16 protein-coding genes are annotated in these 14,870 nt (G+C 67.7%); 7 read left to right on the top strand and 9 right to left on the bottom strand.

Translation table 11 applies throughout. From position 1 onward, the window contains the following. Window positions 1–14 precede the first annotated feature (14 nt). The 5 genes from ACFPAH_RS13530 (at window position 15) to moaD (ending at window position 5,724) form a co-directional block, all read left to right on the top strand. Window positions 15–971, top strand: coding sequence for an NAD-dependent epimerase/dehydratase family protein (locus ACFPAH_RS13530; RefSeq protein ID WP_379746122.1), 957 nt, complete (start codon window positions 15–17; stop codon window positions 969–971). Window positions 972–1,028: 57 nt separating this feature from the next. After that, window positions 1,029–2,414, top strand: a complete 1,386-nt coding sequence (locus ACFPAH_RS13525; RefSeq protein ID WP_379746119.1) for an L-serine ammonia-lyase — start codon at window positions 1,029–1,031, stop codon at window positions 2,412–2,414. 287 nt (window positions 2,415–2,701) lie between these two features. Next, a complete protein-coding gene (thrC, locus tag ACFPAH_RS13520; protein ID WP_379746116.1) occupies window positions 2,702–4,177 on the top strand; it encodes a threonine synthase in 1,476 nt (491 codons plus the stop codon). A 38-nt stretch (window positions 4,178–4,215) separates the two neighbouring features. Beyond that, the gene (gene glp / locus ACFPAH_RS13515) at window positions 4,216–5,451 is read left to right on the top strand and encodes a gephyrin-like molybdotransferase Glp (RefSeq protein ID WP_379746159.1); all 1,236 of its coding nucleotides are present in this window, start codon (window positions 4,216–4,218) and stop codon (window positions 5,449–5,451) included. A gap of 15 nt (window positions 5,452–5,466) precedes the next feature. After that, window positions 5,467–5,724, top strand: a complete 258-nt coding sequence (gene moaD / locus ACFPAH_RS13510; RefSeq protein WP_379746113.1) for a molybdopterin converting factor subunit 1 — start codon at window positions 5,467–5,469, stop codon at window positions 5,722–5,724. Between the two features lie 163 nt (window positions 5,725–5,887). Here moaD and dctP read toward each other — a convergent pair whose 3' ends face one another. From dctP to ACFPAH_RS13485, 5 genes are all read right to left on the bottom strand, one after another. Further along, window positions 5,888–6,940 (bottom strand): TRAP transporter substrate-binding protein DctP, encoded by a 1,053-nt coding sequence (dctP, locus tag ACFPAH_RS13505; protein ID WP_379746110.1) that lies wholly within the window; start codon window positions 6,938–6,940, stop codon window positions 5,888–5,890. Window positions 6,941–7,157: 217 nt separating this feature from the next. Further along, window positions 7,158–7,382 (bottom strand): hypothetical protein, encoded by a 225-nt coding sequence (locus ACFPAH_RS13500; protein WP_379746107.1) that lies wholly within the window; start codon window positions 7,380–7,382, stop codon window positions 7,158–7,160. Window positions 7,383–7,402: 20 nt separating this feature from the next. Continuing rightward, window positions 7,403–8,359: an alpha/beta fold hydrolase gene (locus ACFPAH_RS13495; protein ID WP_379746104.1), complete on the bottom strand. Its 957-nt coding sequence runs from the start codon at window positions 8,357–8,359 to the stop codon at window positions 7,403–7,405. Next, on the bottom strand, window positions 8,356–8,559 hold the full coding sequence (locus tag ACFPAH_RS13490; RefSeq protein WP_379746101.1) for a helix-turn-helix transcriptional regulator: 204 nt from the start codon (window positions 8,557–8,559) through the stop codon (window positions 8,356–8,358). Before ACFPAH_RS13490 ends, ACFPAH_RS13495 begins: the two co-directional genes overlap by 4 nt. Beyond that, window positions 8,556–8,942 carry a hypothetical protein gene (locus ACFPAH_RS13485; protein WP_379746098.1) on the bottom strand — a complete coding sequence of 129 codons (387 nt, stop codon included), beginning with the start codon at window positions 8,940–8,942 and terminating at the stop codon, window positions 8,556–8,558. Before ACFPAH_RS13485 ends, ACFPAH_RS13490 begins: the two co-directional genes overlap by 4 nt. A 155-nt stretch (window positions 8,943–9,097) precedes the next feature. Between ACFPAH_RS13485 and ACFPAH_RS13480 the strand changes: the two genes are divergently transcribed. Together ACFPAH_RS13480 and ACFPAH_RS13475 are read left to right on the top strand one after the other, a co-directional pair. Continuing rightward, on the top strand, window positions 9,098–10,336 hold the full coding sequence (locus ACFPAH_RS13480) for a TIGR03862 family flavoprotein (protein ID WP_379746095.1): 1,239 nt from the start codon (window positions 9,098–9,100) through the stop codon (window positions 10,334–10,336). Between the two features lie 163 nt (window positions 10,337–10,499). Then, window positions 10,500–11,606 carry a DUF726 domain-containing protein gene (locus ACFPAH_RS13475; protein ID WP_379746092.1) on the top strand — a complete coding sequence of 369 codons (1,107 nt, stop codon included), beginning with the start codon at window positions 10,500–10,502 and terminating at the stop codon, window positions 11,604–11,606. Window positions 11,607–11,667: 61 nt separating this feature from the next. Here the strand turns inward: ACFPAH_RS13475 and ACFPAH_RS13470 are convergent, their stop codons facing one another. From ACFPAH_RS13470 to hpnE, 4 genes are read right to left on the bottom strand one after another with little or no spacing between them, the layout of a single operon-like run. Continuing rightward, window positions 11,668–12,471, bottom strand: coding sequence for a head GIN domain-containing protein (locus ACFPAH_RS13470; protein ID WP_379746089.1), 804 nt, complete (start codon window positions 12,469–12,471; stop codon window positions 11,668–11,670). 6 nt (window positions 12,472–12,477) lie between these two features. After that, window positions 12,478–13,242, bottom strand: coding sequence for a DUF1700 domain-containing protein (locus ACFPAH_RS13465; protein ID WP_379746086.1), 765 nt, complete (start codon window positions 13,240–13,242; stop codon window positions 12,478–12,480). Between the two features lie 14 nt (window positions 13,243–13,256). Then, window positions 13,257–13,403: a hypothetical protein gene (locus ACFPAH_RS13460; RefSeq protein WP_379746083.1), complete on the bottom strand. Its 147-nt coding sequence runs from the start codon at window positions 13,401–13,403 to the stop codon at window positions 13,257–13,259. 33 nt (window positions 13,404–13,436) lie between these two features. Next, on the bottom strand, window positions 13,437–14,849 hold the full coding sequence (gene hpnE / locus ACFPAH_RS13455) for a hydroxysqualene dehydroxylase HpnE (RefSeq protein WP_379746080.1): 1,413 nt from the start codon (window positions 14,847–14,849) through the stop codon (window positions 13,437–13,439). Window positions 14,850–14,870 lie beyond the last annotated feature (21 nt).

The following is a 14,870-nucleotide window of genomic DNA, read 5'->3' as shown; positions in this document are numbered from 1 at the left end:
TTCAAGGACATTACATGGAACGCATCCTCATCATCGGCGCCAACGGCCAGATCGGCAGCGAGCTGGTCTCGGCACTCGCGGAACAACACGGCGCCGGTAACGTGCTCGCCACCGACATCGGCACGACCAACGTGTATGGCGCCGCGCGCTACGCCCAGCTCGACGTGCTGGACAAGGCGCGCCTGGCCGCGCTCATCCAGGACGAAGGCGTGACCCAGGTCTACCAGCTGGCCGCGCTGCTGTCGGCCACCGGCGAGAAGGCGCCCCTGAAAGCCTGGTCCCTGAACATGGACGGCCTGCTCAACATCCTGGAAGTGGCGCGCGAGCGCCTCGAGGCGGGCAAGCCGCTCAAGGTGTTCTGGCCCTCCTCGATCGCCGCCTTCGGTCCGAATACGCCGAGCGAGAACACCCCGCAGTACACGGTGATGGATCCGACCACGATCTACGGCATCAGCAAACTCGCCGGCGAGCGCCTGTGCGAGTACTACCACACCAAGTACGGCGTGGACGTGCGCAGCATCCGCTATCCGGGTATCATCAGCTTCAAGTCGCCACCGGGCGGCGGCACCACCGACTACGCGATCGCGATCTTCCACGCCGCCCTCAAGGGCGAAACCTACGAGTGCTTCCTCGGCCCGGACACCACGCTGCCGATGATCTACATGCCCGACGCGATCCGCGCCACCATCGAACTGATGGATGCGCCGGCCGGCCAGGTCAAGATCCGTTCCTCGTATAATGTGGCCGGCGTGTCGTTCAACCCGCGCGAACTAGCCGAGGCGATCACCCGCGCCATCCCGCAGTTCAAGATTACCTACAAGCCGGACAGCCGCCAGGCGATTGCCGACACCTGGCCGAAGAGCCTGGACGACAGCCGCGCCAGCGCCGACTGGGGCTGGAAGGCCCGCATCGGCACCGACGAAATGGTGGCCAGCATGCTGGAGAACGTCGACGTCGGCGCCACCGCTTAATACCTGCATTAAGTTCCGCATAACCATAAAAACAAAGATTAGAGAGACAATCCCCAGATGGACATGAGTGTTTTTGATCTTTTCAAGATCGGCATCGGCCCATCGAGCTCGCATACGGTGGGCCCGATGGTGGCGGCGCGCCGCTTCCTGCTGGAATGCGGCCTGCTCGATGAAGCCGTCGGCGTCGAAGCGCACCTGTATGGTTCGCTCGCGCTGACCGGCGTCGGGCACGCCACCGACAAGGCGGTGATCCTCGGCCTGATGGGAGAAACCCCGCAAGAGATCGACCCCGACGGCGTCGAGGACAAGCTGGCCGAAGCCGAACTCGATGGCGTGCTGCGCCTGCTCGGCACGAAGGAGGTGCCGTTCAGCGCCCGCACCGGCCTGGTCTGGCACAAGGCTTCGAGCCTGCCCGAGCACCCGAACGGCATGCGCTTCGTGCTACGGCTAGCGGACGGCAGCGTGATCGAGCGCATCTTCTACTCGGTCGGCGGCGGCTTCATCACCGCGGCCGGCGAATCCCAGCGCGTGCAGGAGGCACCAAGCACCCCGGTGCCGTTCTCCTTCAGCACGATGGCCGAGCTGCTGGCCCTGGGCCGCGAACACGGCTTGAGCATCCCGCACATGCTGCGCGCGAACGAACTGGCGCGCATGGGCGAAGCGGAACTCGACGCCGGCCTGGACCGGATCTGGCACACGATGCACGACTGTATCGCGCACGGGCTGGTGACCGAAGGCCAGCTGCCCGGCGGCCTGAACGTCAAGCGGCGCGCCGCCAAGCTGTGGAAGCAGGCGCACTGCGTCGAAGGCAAGCGCGTCAACGAACTGCCGCACGATTCGACCCACCAGGTAACGCTGTACGCGATGGCGGTCAACGAAGAGAACGCCGCCGGCGGACGCGTGGTGACGGCGCCGACCAACGGCGCGGCCGGCATCATCCCGGCGGTGCTGCGCTACTACGCCGAGGATTGCCGCCCGACGGATCCGGTCAAGGGCATCCGCGACTTCCTGCTTACCTCCGCCGCGATCGGCATGCTGTGCAAGAAGAACGCCTCGATCTCGGGCGCCGAAGTAGGCTGCCAGGGCGAAGTCGGCGTGGCCTGCGCGATGGCCGCCGCCGGCCTGGTGGCCGCGCTCGGCGGCTCGAACGAACAGATCGAGAACGCCGCCGAGATCGGTATCGAGCACCACCTCGGCATGACCTGCGACCCGATCGGCGGCCTGGTGCAGATCCCCTGCATCGAGCGCAACGGCATGGGCGCGATCAAGGCCATCACGGCCGCTTCGCTGGCGCTCAAGGGCGACGGCACCCACTTCGTCAGCCTGGACAACGTCATCGAGACGATGCGCCAGACCGGCGCCGACATGCAGGTGAAGTACAAGGAAACCTCGCTCGGCGGGCTGGCGATTCACGTGGTGACGGTGAACCACGCGGCTTGCTGATCCATTGATGCTTGCCGCAATACGGTAGGGTGCGCACTTGTGCGCACGCGGTCGTGCTCTTGCATACCCCAACGTAGATAAAAAGCCGGATCGCATGCGCATCCGGCTTTTTTGTCGCCAGCGCAGCGCGTGCGGCGCGACCGCGTGGGCAGTGGGGCTGGCTAAATGCCAGCACCACGAATGCCCACCCCACAAGGCCAACGGCCGAAAAACTCGACGGCAGACAGGATTGCGCAGCCCGCACTATAATAAAGAATCAACGCGAGCCAACCCGGATCTTCAACTGTATGCAATACGTGTCTACCCGCGCAACGAGCGCGTCCGCTTCCCGCAATCCGGAAACCTTCTCCACCATCCTGCTCGGCGGCCTGGCCCCCGACGGCGGCCTGTTCATGCCGGCCGAGTACCCGCAGGTGACACCGGAAGAACTCACTGCCTGGCGCAGCCTGTCGTATGCCGAACTGGCCTATGAAATCCTGCGCAAATTCGCCACCGACATTCCCGACGCCGACCTGAAGGCCCTGACCGCGAAGACCTATACCCCCGAGGTGTACCGCAACGCCCGCGAGGGCGAGAACGCGGCCGAGATCACGCCGCTGCGGGTGCTGGAAGACGAGGGCGGGAAAAAGCTCGTTCTCCAGGCGCTGTCGAACGGCCCGACGCTGGCCTTCAAGGACATGGCGATGCAGTTGCTGGGCAACCTGTTCGAATACGCGCTGGCGAAGAACGACGACGAGCTGAACATCTTCGGCGCCACCTCCGGCGACACCGGCAGCGCGGCCGAATACGCGATGCGCGGCAAGCGCGGGGTGCGCGTCTTCATGCTGTCGCCGAGCGGCAAAATGAGCCCGTTCCAGACCGCCCAGATGTTCAGCCTGCAGGATCCGAACATCTTCAATATCGCCGTCGAAGGCGTGTTCGACGACTGCCAGGACCTGGTGAAGGCCGTCTCGAACGACCTGTCGTTCAAGGCGCGCCACAAGATCGGCACCGTCAATTCGATCAACTGGGCGCGCGTGGTGGCGCAGGTGGTGTACTACTTCCGCGGCTACCTGGCGGCGACCACCGCTAACTCCCAGAAGGTGTCGTTCACGGTCCCCTCAGGCAATTTCGGGAACATCTGCGCCGGCCACATCGCCCGCATGATGGGCCTGCCGATCGACCGCCTGGTGGTGGCCACCAACGAGAACGACGTGCTCGACGAGTTCTTCCGCACCGGTAAGTACCGCGTGCGCAAGTCCAGCGAGACCTTCCACACCAGCAGCCCGTCGATGGACATTTCGAAGGCCTCGAACTTCGAACGCTTCATCTATGACCTCGTCGGCCGCGACAGCGAGCGCACCCACGCCCTGTTCCGCAAGGTCGACACCCACGGCGGTTTCGATTTGTCGGGCGGGCCGGGCGCCGACGGCGACGAATGGCGCCGCGCCGGCGATTACGGCTTCGTCTCGGGCAAGTCGACCCACCTCGATCGTCTCGACACGATCCGCATGGCCTTCGACGACTACGGCATCACGGTCGACACCCATACGGCCGACGGCCTGAAGGTGGCGCGCGAGCACATGACGCCGGGCGTGCCGATGATCGTCCTCGAAACCGCGCTGGCCGCGAAGTTCAACCAGACCATCCTGGAAGCGCTGGGCATGGACGCCGAGCGTCCGCGCGGCTTCGAGAACATCGAAGCGCTGCCGCAGAAATTCGTCGTCATGCAGCCGAACGTCGAGGAGATGAAGAGCTTCATCGCCGCGCACACGGGCCTCTGACCATGAGCGGCCCGAACGACAAACCGGCCGCGCGCCCGATGCTGTCGGTGCGCGAAGCCCTGGACACCCTGCTGGCCGCGGCGCGCCCGGTCGCCGAGGTCGAGCCGGTGCCGACGCTCGAAGCAAACGGCCGGGTGCTCGCCTCCAGCGTGGCCTCGACCATCGACGTGCCGTCCAACGACAACACGCAGATGGACGGCTATGCGGTGCGCGCCGCCGATTGCATCGGCGGCAATGCGGTCTTGCGCGTGGCGCAGCGGATCCCGGCCGGCAGCGTCGGCCAGCCGCTCGAAGCGGGCACCGCGGCGCGCATCTTCACCGGCGCGCTGATTCCCGAAGGCGCCGATGCCGTCGTGATGCAGGAACAGTGCGAGGCCCAGGCAAACCCGCAAGGCGAATTCGTCACCGTGCGCCATGCGCCCAGGAGCGGCGAGTGGATCCGCCGCGCCGGCGAAGACATCCGCGCCGGCGCCAGCATCCTCGCGGCCGGGACCCGCCTGCGCAGCCAGGAACTGGGACTGGCCGCTTCCGTCGGCCTGGCCAGCCTGCCCGTGCGCCGGCGCCTGCGCGTGGCCGTGTTCTTCACCGGCGACGAGCTGACCATGCCGGGCGAAGCGCCGGGCGGCCAGCTCGCCCCGGGCGCCATCTACAATTCGAACCGGTTTACCCTGCGCGGGCTGCTCGAAAACTTCGGCTGCCTGATCACCGATTTCGGCATCGTGCCCGACTCGCTGGACGCGACCCGCGCCACCTTGCGCGAGGCGGCGCAGGAGCACGACCTGATCATCACCTCGGGCGGCGTGTCGGTCGGCGAGGAAGACCACATCAAGCCGGCCGTGGAAGCGGAAGGGCAGTTGAACATGTGGCAGATCGCGGTCAAGCCGGGCAAGCCGCTGGCCTTCGGCGAAGTACGCAGGAGCGCCGGCGGGACGGCGTTCTTCATGGGCTTGCCGGGCAACCCGGTCTCGAGCTTCATCACCTTCCTGCTTTTCGTGCGGCCTTTCCTGCTGCGGCTGCAGGGCGTGAGCGGGCCGGTCGAGCCGCGTGCCTGGCAGCTGCGCGCCGATTTCAGCCTGCCCAAGGCCGACCGCCGCAACGAATTCCTGCGCGCGCGCCTGAACGCCGGCGGCGGGCTCGACCTGTTCCCGAACCAGGGCTCGGGCGTGCTCACCTCCACCGTCTGGGGCGACGGCCTGATCGACAACCCGCCGGGCCGCATCATCCACGAGGGCGACCTGGTGCGCTTCATTCCCTTCAGCGAGTTACAACACTGAGTCAGCACTGAGACCATGCACATCGAACTGCGATTTTTTGCCTCCGTGCGCGAGGCCCTGGGCGTGTCGAACGAACGCATCGAGCTGCCCGACGGCGTGGACACGGTGGGCGCGGTACGCGCGCACCTGGCCGACCGCGGCGGCGCCTGGCGCGAAGCCCTCGGCCCCGAGCGCGCCCTGCGCATGGCCTTCAACCACGTGATGTGCGATCCCGAAACGCAAGTGAAAGAGGGCGGGGAAGTGGCTTTCTTCCCGCCCGTCACGGGGGGGTAGGGTGGTCGGCTCCACCTGGGAGCCGGCTGCGAGCTAACTTCAGCGCCGCCCACGCGTTCAAACCGTGCCCGCACAGTTGCGGATTCATTGAGACCGGTTGAACGCGTGGGCGGTGTTACAGCCGCGTATGCGCATCGTTCAGGGTGGAGCCGACCACCCTACCTTAAATTGCGGCGATCGACTTCTCGGCCAGCGCCAGCAGCTTCGCGCAATTGTCGCTGCGCCCGCCGAAATCGGCCCAGGCCGTCGTGCGCGCCATGTCGCGCCATTTCGCCAGTGCCGCCGCATCCATCTCGGCCACGCGCGCGCCGCTGCGGGCGTAGACGCTGGCGACCGCCGCATCGTCGGCCTGGGCCATGCGCAGCGCGAAGCTCTCGAGATCGGCGCCCACCGCCATCACGGCCGCCTGCTGCTCGCGGCTCATGCGGTCGAATTTGGTCTTCGACATCAAGAGCGGCTCGAGCATGAACCAGTAGCCGCCGCTGCGCGGCGAGGTCAGGGCGCGCGAGACCTCGTGCAGCCGGAACGACATCAGCGAGGTCGACGAGGTAAAGGCCGCGTCCAGCGCGCCGCCCTTCATGGCGCGGTGGATCTCGTTGGACGGGACGTTCACCACCGTGCCGCCGGCCTGCTGCAGGATCAGGTCCATCTCGCGCGAGCCGCCGCGCACCTTCAGGCCCTGCACGTCTTCCGGCGCCAGGATCGGCTCGCCGCGCGCGGTGACGCCGCCTGCCTGCCAGATCCAGCTGACGATGACCAGGCCCTGGTCGGCCAGGATGCGCGCCAGTTCCTTGCCGACGGCGGCGTTCTTCCAGCCATAGCCCTGGGCATAGGAAGTGACCAGGCCCGGCATCAGGCCGATGTTCGCTTCGGGCGCTTCGCTCGCCGCATACGAGAGCGGCACCAGCGCCAGGTCGAGCCCGCCTTTGCGCAGCGCGCCGAACTGGGCGTTCGGCGCCATCAGCGACGAGTTGGCATAGATCGAGAATTTGAGGCTGCCGCGGGTGCGTTTTTCGACGCTTGCTGCGAACATGCGGCACAGGCGGTCGCGGAAGTCGCCTTCCATGATGCTGCCGCCGGGGAACTGGTGCGAGATTTTCATCGACTGCTTCATGGGCTGTGATGCGGCCCAGGCGCTTTGCATCCACAGCGGGCTGGACGCGATCGCGCCCAGCATGGTCCTGCGGGCCGTATTCGGCCCTGTCTTCAACGACATATTCATCCTCCAAGATGAGTGAAACGGACTACCGGGCGAATCGTGCGTGTCTCGGTGGACGCGCATCGTTCACTTTGCCTGTAAGAATATTCCTTCGATAATGCTTGTCAAGCATAATCTTGTTCTCTTAACAAATGCACCGTGAATAACTGGGCAAGGTTAGGGCCTGCCGGCGACGGCGGACCCCGCTTGCATCAAGGAGGAGAGGGGAAACGCCTTACTTCTTGTCGAGCTTGTCGCAGACGCCACAGGCAATGCCGCGCTGCATGTTGCGGTAACGCGAGCCGATGAAGATGGCCGAGGCCACTGCCGCCCAGGCCAGGGCCGAAGGCCAGGCCCGCTCCAGCAACTCGCCGCGCAGCAAGTCGATCACGAGCAGCAGCACGAACATCGACACGAGGGCGATCAGGTATTGGACTATCCAGTGGGACAGCTTGGGCATGGCATGCTCCTAGAGGGTGTTCACAAGGTGTTGAGGAACTGGCGCAGCGCGTCGTTGAAGGCGCGCGGCTGGTCGATCATGGCGAAGTGACGGGCGTTGTCGATGGGCGCCACGTCCAGGCGCCGGGTGCCCGTCATCAGTTCCCGATAATACGCCAGCTTCTCGCCCGCGGTAATCCCCTGCTGGGCCGAATCCGGCGCAAACCAGGGCGCAAGCAGCAGCACCGGCGCCGCGATCGCGGGCAGGCGCGGGCGCAGGTCGCGCGCCAGCACGGCGCCCACATAGGCGGCCACCGCCTGCGGATCGCTGCGCGCGGTGAGCCGGGCGGCGTCGTCGGCCTTGCCGATGTCGACCATGCCGATATTGCGCATGTACTGCCGCTGCTGGGCAGCGAAAGCGGGGCCCTGGACGGCGGCCATCTGGGCGCGCATGCCTTGCGCCATCTGCGCGCGCTGCTCGAGCGGCATGTCCTCGGTGCGCGGCATGACCGGCAGGCCGTCCAGGCTGACCACGGCGCCGATGCGCGCCGGTTCGGCCGCGGCCAGCTCGATGGCCAGGGTGCCGCCCAGGCTGTGGCCGACCAGCACCGGCTTGGCCAGGCGCCGCGAAGCGATCAGCTCGAGCAGCGCGCCGCGCGCGGCCTCGTACGGGTCGCCTTCCGGCGCCGGGCGGCCGTCGAAGCCGGGCAGGGTGACCACGTACACCGCGTGCGAGGGCGCGAATTCGCGCACCGTCTCCTGCCACACCCAGCCGCCCGATGCCAGGCCGGGGATCAGCACCAGGGGCCGGCCGGCGCTGCCGTGGCGCTCGACCAGCATGCCCTTGATCTCGAAGCGCTCGGCCGGCGCGGCGGCCGACAGGAAACGGTTGGGGGCGGCCGGCGCATCGGCGCCGAGGACGGGCGCCGCAAGGGCGGAGGACAGGGACGAGGACAGGGCGGCGGACAAGGCGAACAACAGGCATGCATTGAGTTTCATACTGGCTCCTGGTCAGGGGTGAAGATGGCTTCGATCGGTTGCTGGAACAGCCCGGCGATCTTGAAGGCAAGCGGCAGGCTGGGGTCGTAGCGGCCGGTCTCGATGGCGATGATGGTCTGGCGCGAGACGTCGAGCAGGTCGGCCAGGTGGGCCTGGCTCCAGCCGCGATCGGCCCGCAGTTCGCGAATCCGATTCTTCATCGGTCAAGCAGCTTGCGCACCAGTCCGACCAGCACGGTGGCGCCGCACAGCACGCACCAGACGGTGAACATCGACAGGCGCGGAAAACCGGCGGTTTCCAGGAAGCCGTAGGTGAAGGTGAGGCCGGCCGTCACCGCCGCGCCGAGCGCGACGGTTTCGAGCAAGAATTTGCGCACATATTCGTCGACCCGGTTGATGTGGCGCGCCATCGCCCAGATCGCCGCGCCGAAGCCGATCATCGGACTGAGCAGCCAGGCCGTGCGCAGCGTGCTCTCGGGTAATGGGCGCGCGAAGCGGATGGCCAGCACCAGCAGCAGGCCGTACAGCAGCAACGCGCCGACCAGTTCACGGTAATAGCTCTTCATGACGCGTTTTTCGTGCATTGCAGGCTCCGCATGTGTAAAGTATGCTTTACATGCTAGATCGCCACCGCTGCAATGTCAAGGCCCCTTTACATTTGTCGCGATCTTGCAAGACCCGCGTGAAACTCGACTACAATGCCGGTCCCGCATTCTTGCCCATTTCTTTCCAGTCCAGCATGTCCGCAACCGTTTCCAACCGTCCCTGCGCCGCCGTCATCGGCGCCGGCCCCGCCGGCCTGATGGCGGCCGAAATCCTGGCGGCGGGCGGCGTGCAGGTCGACGTCTATGATGCGATGGCCTCGAGCGCGCGCAAGTTCCTGCTGGCCGGGAAGGGCGGCATGAACATCACCCATTCCGAGCCGCTCGCCGATTTCGTCCGGCGCTACGGCGCGCGCAGCGGCGAAGTCGGCGCCTGGCTCGACGGCTTCGATCCGGACCAGGTGCGCGCGTGGATCCATGGACTGGGCATCGGCACCTTCGTCGGCAGCTCGGGCCGCGTGTTCCCGACCGACATGAAGGCCGCGCCCCTGCTGCGCGCCTGGCTGCACCGCCTGAAGGAAAGCGGCGTGCGCTTCCACATGCGCCATCGCTGGCAGGGCTGGCACGACGGTGCGCTGCGTTTCACGAGCCCGGAGGGCGCGCTCGCGCTGCGTCCCGATGCGACCATCCTCGCCCTGGGCGGCGCAAGCTGGGCGCGCCTCGGTTCGGATGGCGCCTGGGTGCCGCTGCTGGCGGCGCGCGGCGTGGACGTGGCGCCGCTGCTGCCCTCGAACTGCGGTTTCGATGCCGACTGGAGCGCCCACCTGAGCGAAAAATACGCCGGCGCGCCGCTCACCGAGGTCGCCATCGAATACCAGGACGGGGGCGGCCAGCGCGCCCGGCGCCGCGGCCAGTTCGTGGTCACCGCCACCGGCATCGAGGGCAGCCTGGTGTATGCGCTGTCGGCGCCGCTGCGCGACCAGATCGCCGAACGCGGCAGCACCATGATCTGGCTCGACCTGGCGCCCGACCACAGCGCCGAGCGCGTGCACGAGGAAGTGACGCGCCCGCGCGGCGCGCGCTCGATGGCGAGCCACCTGCAGAGCCGGCTGGGGATCAAGGGCGTCAAGGCGGGTTTATTGCGCGAATGCCTGACCCAGGCGGAGTATGCCGATCCGGAGCGCCTGGCCGCCGCGCTCAAGGCGCTGCCGCTGGTGCTCAAGCGCCCGCGCCCGATCGACGAGGCGATCAGCAGCGCCGGCGGGGTCCGCTTCGAGTCGCTCGACCCGAACGGCATGCTGCGCGCGCTGCCGGGCGTGTTCGTGGCCGGCGAAATGCTCGACTGGGAGGCGCCGACCGGCGGCTACCTGCTGACCGCGTGTTTCGCCAGCGGCCGCGCGGCTGGCGCCGGCGCGCTTCGCTGGCTGAGAAACTGAGCTGTCCTCACGCGCTCGATTCCTCGCAGTAGAAGGCACTATTGTTGCCGTGCGGACATAATCCGGTTAGACTTCCGGGCGCGCTTTCGGCGGCCGCCGGGCGCTTGTACATGGTGCGGGCCAAAACAGGCCCGGCCGGACTCACGCGCTCCAGGGATAACAGATGATGACCGCCTCCAGATATTGCTCGTCGTGCTACCGTGCGGCGCCCCACAGGCTGCTGGAGGCCAACCGTATCAGGCGCGACGTTTACGCATGCAGCGCTTGCGGGGAACGAAGCCTGGTCTGCATGGTGCCCGGCTGCCTGCACATGGCGCGTACTGGCGGAACCTGGGATCACAACCTCTGCGCCGAACACGACGGCACTGTGCCCAACCTGCCTTCCTGGAAGAGTGAGCTCGACGACATCGAGCACTTCAAGCGGGTGCTCCAGCGTTCCAGCACGAACTTCCTGCCCAGTCCGTTTGCGGCCTCGAAACTGCGGCGCGCCCTGTTGCCATCAAAGGCCGATCATTTGTCACTTGAACATTTTTCGATCGACAAGGTCCGCGCAGGTTCCACGCACGCGGTGATCTTCGTTAACGGATTTCTATCGCAAGGCTTCAAGGACCTGGGAGACTGGACCGGTTCCACGACGCGCTACTTTGACGGGGCAAGCCTGTATCACCTCGACTGGGAGTCCACTCCCCACCCCGGGAACCTAACGATCGACGCCTTGCTCGGCGGTGTAGCCGGGACGCTTGCCCCGACGCGCAGCGCCCCCCTGGTTGCCGGTTTGATGAACGCTTCGACCGCCTGGCATCTGAGCATGCGCAATGCCGAGATCGCCGGACGCTTGCTGGCCGATGCCATCGCGCGCACGAAAGGCTGGACATTCACCCTGGCCGGTCATTCGCTGGGCGCGCGCGTGATCCACTTCGCACTTATGGAACTGGCGGAACTTTCCCCCTACCCGAAGGTCGACACTGCGTACCTGCTGGGAGGGGCGGTGGGAGGCGGCGCGAAAGACGATGCATGCTGGAGCAAGGCCTTGCAAGCGATGCAAGGAAGTCTGATCAACTGCTATTCCGGACAGGACGACATCCTCAAGCGGCTCTACCGCGGCGCGAACGTCGGCCTCAGCGAACCCGCCGGCTTCGCGGGCATCCAGTTCGAACATGAGCGGCTGGTCAACTTCGACTGCACCGAGATCGTCGACGGCCACACTGAATGGAAACGCCAGTTCGGCGAAATCATGCGGCTGCTCGGACTGCGCCGGCCCGGCAGCTGACTACGCGTTTTCGCTCGACCACCGCGGCCGGACGAACGGCAGCGGTGCTTGCAGTGCCCGGCTAATGATCGAAATGGACGTCGCCGCTGCCGGTGCGGCTGATGGTGCGCTCGGGCGGGTTGCCGTAGACGTCGATGTCGCCGCTGCCGCTGAGCGCCGCGGCCACGCGCGCGTGGGCGGTGACGCTGGTGTTGCCCGAGCCGGTCTGGCGCACCTCCACCTCGTCGGCGCGCAGGCGCTGGGCGTCCAGCGTGCCGGAGCCGCTCGACTCGAGCTTCACACTGCGCGCGGCGCCCGCCAGCGTCATCTCGCCTGAGCCCATCAGTTGGCCCTCGACCCGGTCGCCGTTGCCGGCGTCGAGCGTCAGTGTGCCACTGCCGTGCAGGAGAGCGCGCGCCTGGCGGTAGCGTCCGTTGAATTCGAGGCTGCCCGAACCGTTCAGTTCGAGGTCGATGCGCTCCCCCGTGAAGCCGTTGACCTCGCTGTTGCCGCTGCCGTCGACCCCGACACGCTCGAGTGCCGGCAGGGTCAGCACCACTTCGATCGGCTGCCGGTGGCGCAGCACGATGCCGCGCGTGCCGATGTGCAGCACGCGCCCATCCTGGGTGGTTTCGATATTGGCCAGCAGGCGCTCCTCGCCGCGCACCAGGAGCGAAGCCTGGGGGCCGTATTGCAGGGTCATGTGGATCGGGCCGCTCAGCTCGACGGCACGCACGTCGCGCTTGACCGGACGGGTTTCCTCGCTGACCATGCGGCCCTCGTGGCGCACCGACACGCCCTGGGCGCGCAGCATGCTGTACGACAGGCCGATCAGGACCAGGGCCAGCACCAGCAGGCTCATGCCGATCCGTAACAGGGTGCGCATCGGCATTCAAGTCCCCCGCAGCAGCGACAGGTTCATCTGCACATAGCGCCTGATGCCCAGCGCCGCGTGGCGCGTGAGCACCAGCGCGACCAGGAACAGCACGATCCCGCCCAGCACCGAGCTCAGTCCGAGCGCGGTCTGGGTGGCGCGCGATTCCTCGTCCATGCCGGTCGAGATGCGGATGCCGCTGCCGGCCACCCGCTCGGCGCCGCGTACGACCCGCGAGGGCGAATCGGCGCCCTCGGCCGCGGCCGCCTTGTCGCGGCTGTCCTCCTGCACCTCGATGCCGGTCTCGCCGATCGAGACCCGGGTCGAGACGCGCTCGCCGGCGCCGCCCTGGATCACGTGGCGCAGCGGACCGTCGAGCACCAGCTCGTTGGCGCCGGACAGGCCGGATGCGGTGATCGCGATGCCGCCGATATAGAAGCCGAGGGCGCCCAGGTAGAGCGCCGCCAGCAGCGAGCCGACCACGGCTGCCGGGATCACCATGAACAGGTTGAAGATCAGCAGGCCGAGCACGGACACCAGCATCCGCAGCAGGCTGGCCGGGTTCTTCTGTTCGGCGAACGCATGGATGTGGGTGTTGGCGCGCAGCGTCAGGGCGACCTTTTTCGGGTCGTCCAGCTCGCGCGCGATCTCGGCCTCGGGCCGCCCGGCTGCGATGCCGTCGACGAAACGCTGCTCGTACCAGGCCAGGGTCTTGGCCTGCAGTTCAGGCGGCAGGCCGAGCAGGGCGCGCTTGAGCGCTTCCAGGTATTCCAGTTTGCCCATGGGTCGCGCTTCCTTCAGCCGTGTCCGAGCGAGAGCGTCGCCAGCAGCGGCGCATGGACGTTCGCCGGCCCGTCGAAGAGTTCCGGCGCGACCAGCACCGCCGTGCTGGCGGCAACGATGGCAATGATGGCAAGCGTCCGCAAGCCGAGTTGGTAAGTCATGTTCCTGTCCGTGTTTCGCAAGATTCGATGCTGCTACTGTACGGAACCGGGCGACTCGCCGCCAGCGGCATGCGACAGGCTGCCGTTTTCCGGCGGCAGGCGGTCGCCGGCGAGGATGGCCTTCGCGGCGGCCTGGCCGCTGCGCACCGCCGACTCGAGCGTGGCCGGGTAGTCGCTGGCCGTATAGTCGCCGGCCAGCACCAGGCCGGGCAGGGCGGTCAGGATGCCTGGGCGGGCCAGGCCCGGGGTGCAGGAGAAGGTGGCGCGTTTCTCGGTGATCACCCGGCTCCACAGCGGGCTGGCCAGGCGCGGGTCGGCAAACGCCTGCGCCAGCTGGGCGGCCGCGGCTTGCGCCAGCGCCTCCTGGCCGAGGGCGGCGGCGTCGGCGGCGACGCTGATCACGACCGCCAGCAGGCCGGCCTGGCCGGGATCGAGCTGGCCGCGGTCGAAGGCGAACTGGCCGAAGTGCCCGCGCTCCGGCGCGTCGAGCAGCGCGCAGAAGGGCAGTGCCAGGCGCACGCTCGCGTCGTATTGCAGGTAGCAGGTGGCGATCGGCTCGTGCTGGAAGCCGCCCAGCTGGGCGGCCAGCGCGGCCGCTTCCGGGAACGGCGCCAGCAGCGCCGCGGCCGCGCCGGGCGCCGTCGCCAGCACCACGGCATCGAAGACTTCCGCCGCCTGGCTCGCGCACGCGACTTCCCAGCCGCCGGGCACGCGCGTCAAGGCATCGACCCGGGCGCCGTTTTTCACCACGGCGCCGCGGTCGGCGATGTGGCGGGCCGCGGCCTGGGGGAACAGGGCGCTCAGTTCAAGCTTCGGCACCAGCATGTCGGAGGCGGCGCGGCGCGCGCCCAGGCTGTCGCGCAGGGTCGCCATGAAGACGTTGGCCGAGGCGCGCTCGGGCGGGGTGTTCAGCGCCGCCAGGCACAGCGGATGCCAGAGCAGGCGGTTCAGGCGCGCGGTTTGCCCGTAGCGCTCGAGCAGCACCGACACGCTGACGTCCACATCGAAACGCCAGCCCATCCAGCGCAGGCCCGTGAACAGCTGGGCCAGCGCGAATTTGTCGTCGCGCGCCAGGCCCTTGGCGCGCAGCAGCGCCACGCCCAGGTGCCAGGGGGCAGGCAGGCGCGGCGCCACGAAGTCGAGCGCGGCGCTGGCGGGCGGGTAGCGCATCTGCAGCGGCAGGCGCAGGAAGGCCGCGGCCGGGTCGATGCCGACCCGCTTGATCAGGCGCAGGGTTTCCTTGTAGGCGCCGAGCAGGATGTGCTGGCCGTTGTCGAGCAGGCGGCCCTGGACCTCGACCGCGCGCGCCCGCCCGCCCAGCGTGCGGCTCGATTCGAACAGGGTAACGCGCGCCCCCTTGCCCGCCAGTTCGACGGCGGCGGCGCAACCGGCCCAGCCGCCGCCGACGACGGCAACGGATCGAGCGGCGCTTGTATCAGTCTTCACCGTTTGCGTTCCGGTCTCTGG

The sequence above is a fragment of the Massilia sp. GCM10023247 genome (assembly GCF_042653325.1).
Classification (GTDB): domain Bacteria; phylum Pseudomonadota; class Gammaproteobacteria; order Burkholderiales; family Burkholderiaceae_D; genus Telluria.
This window is presented reverse-complemented; position numbering and strand designations above follow the sequence as displayed.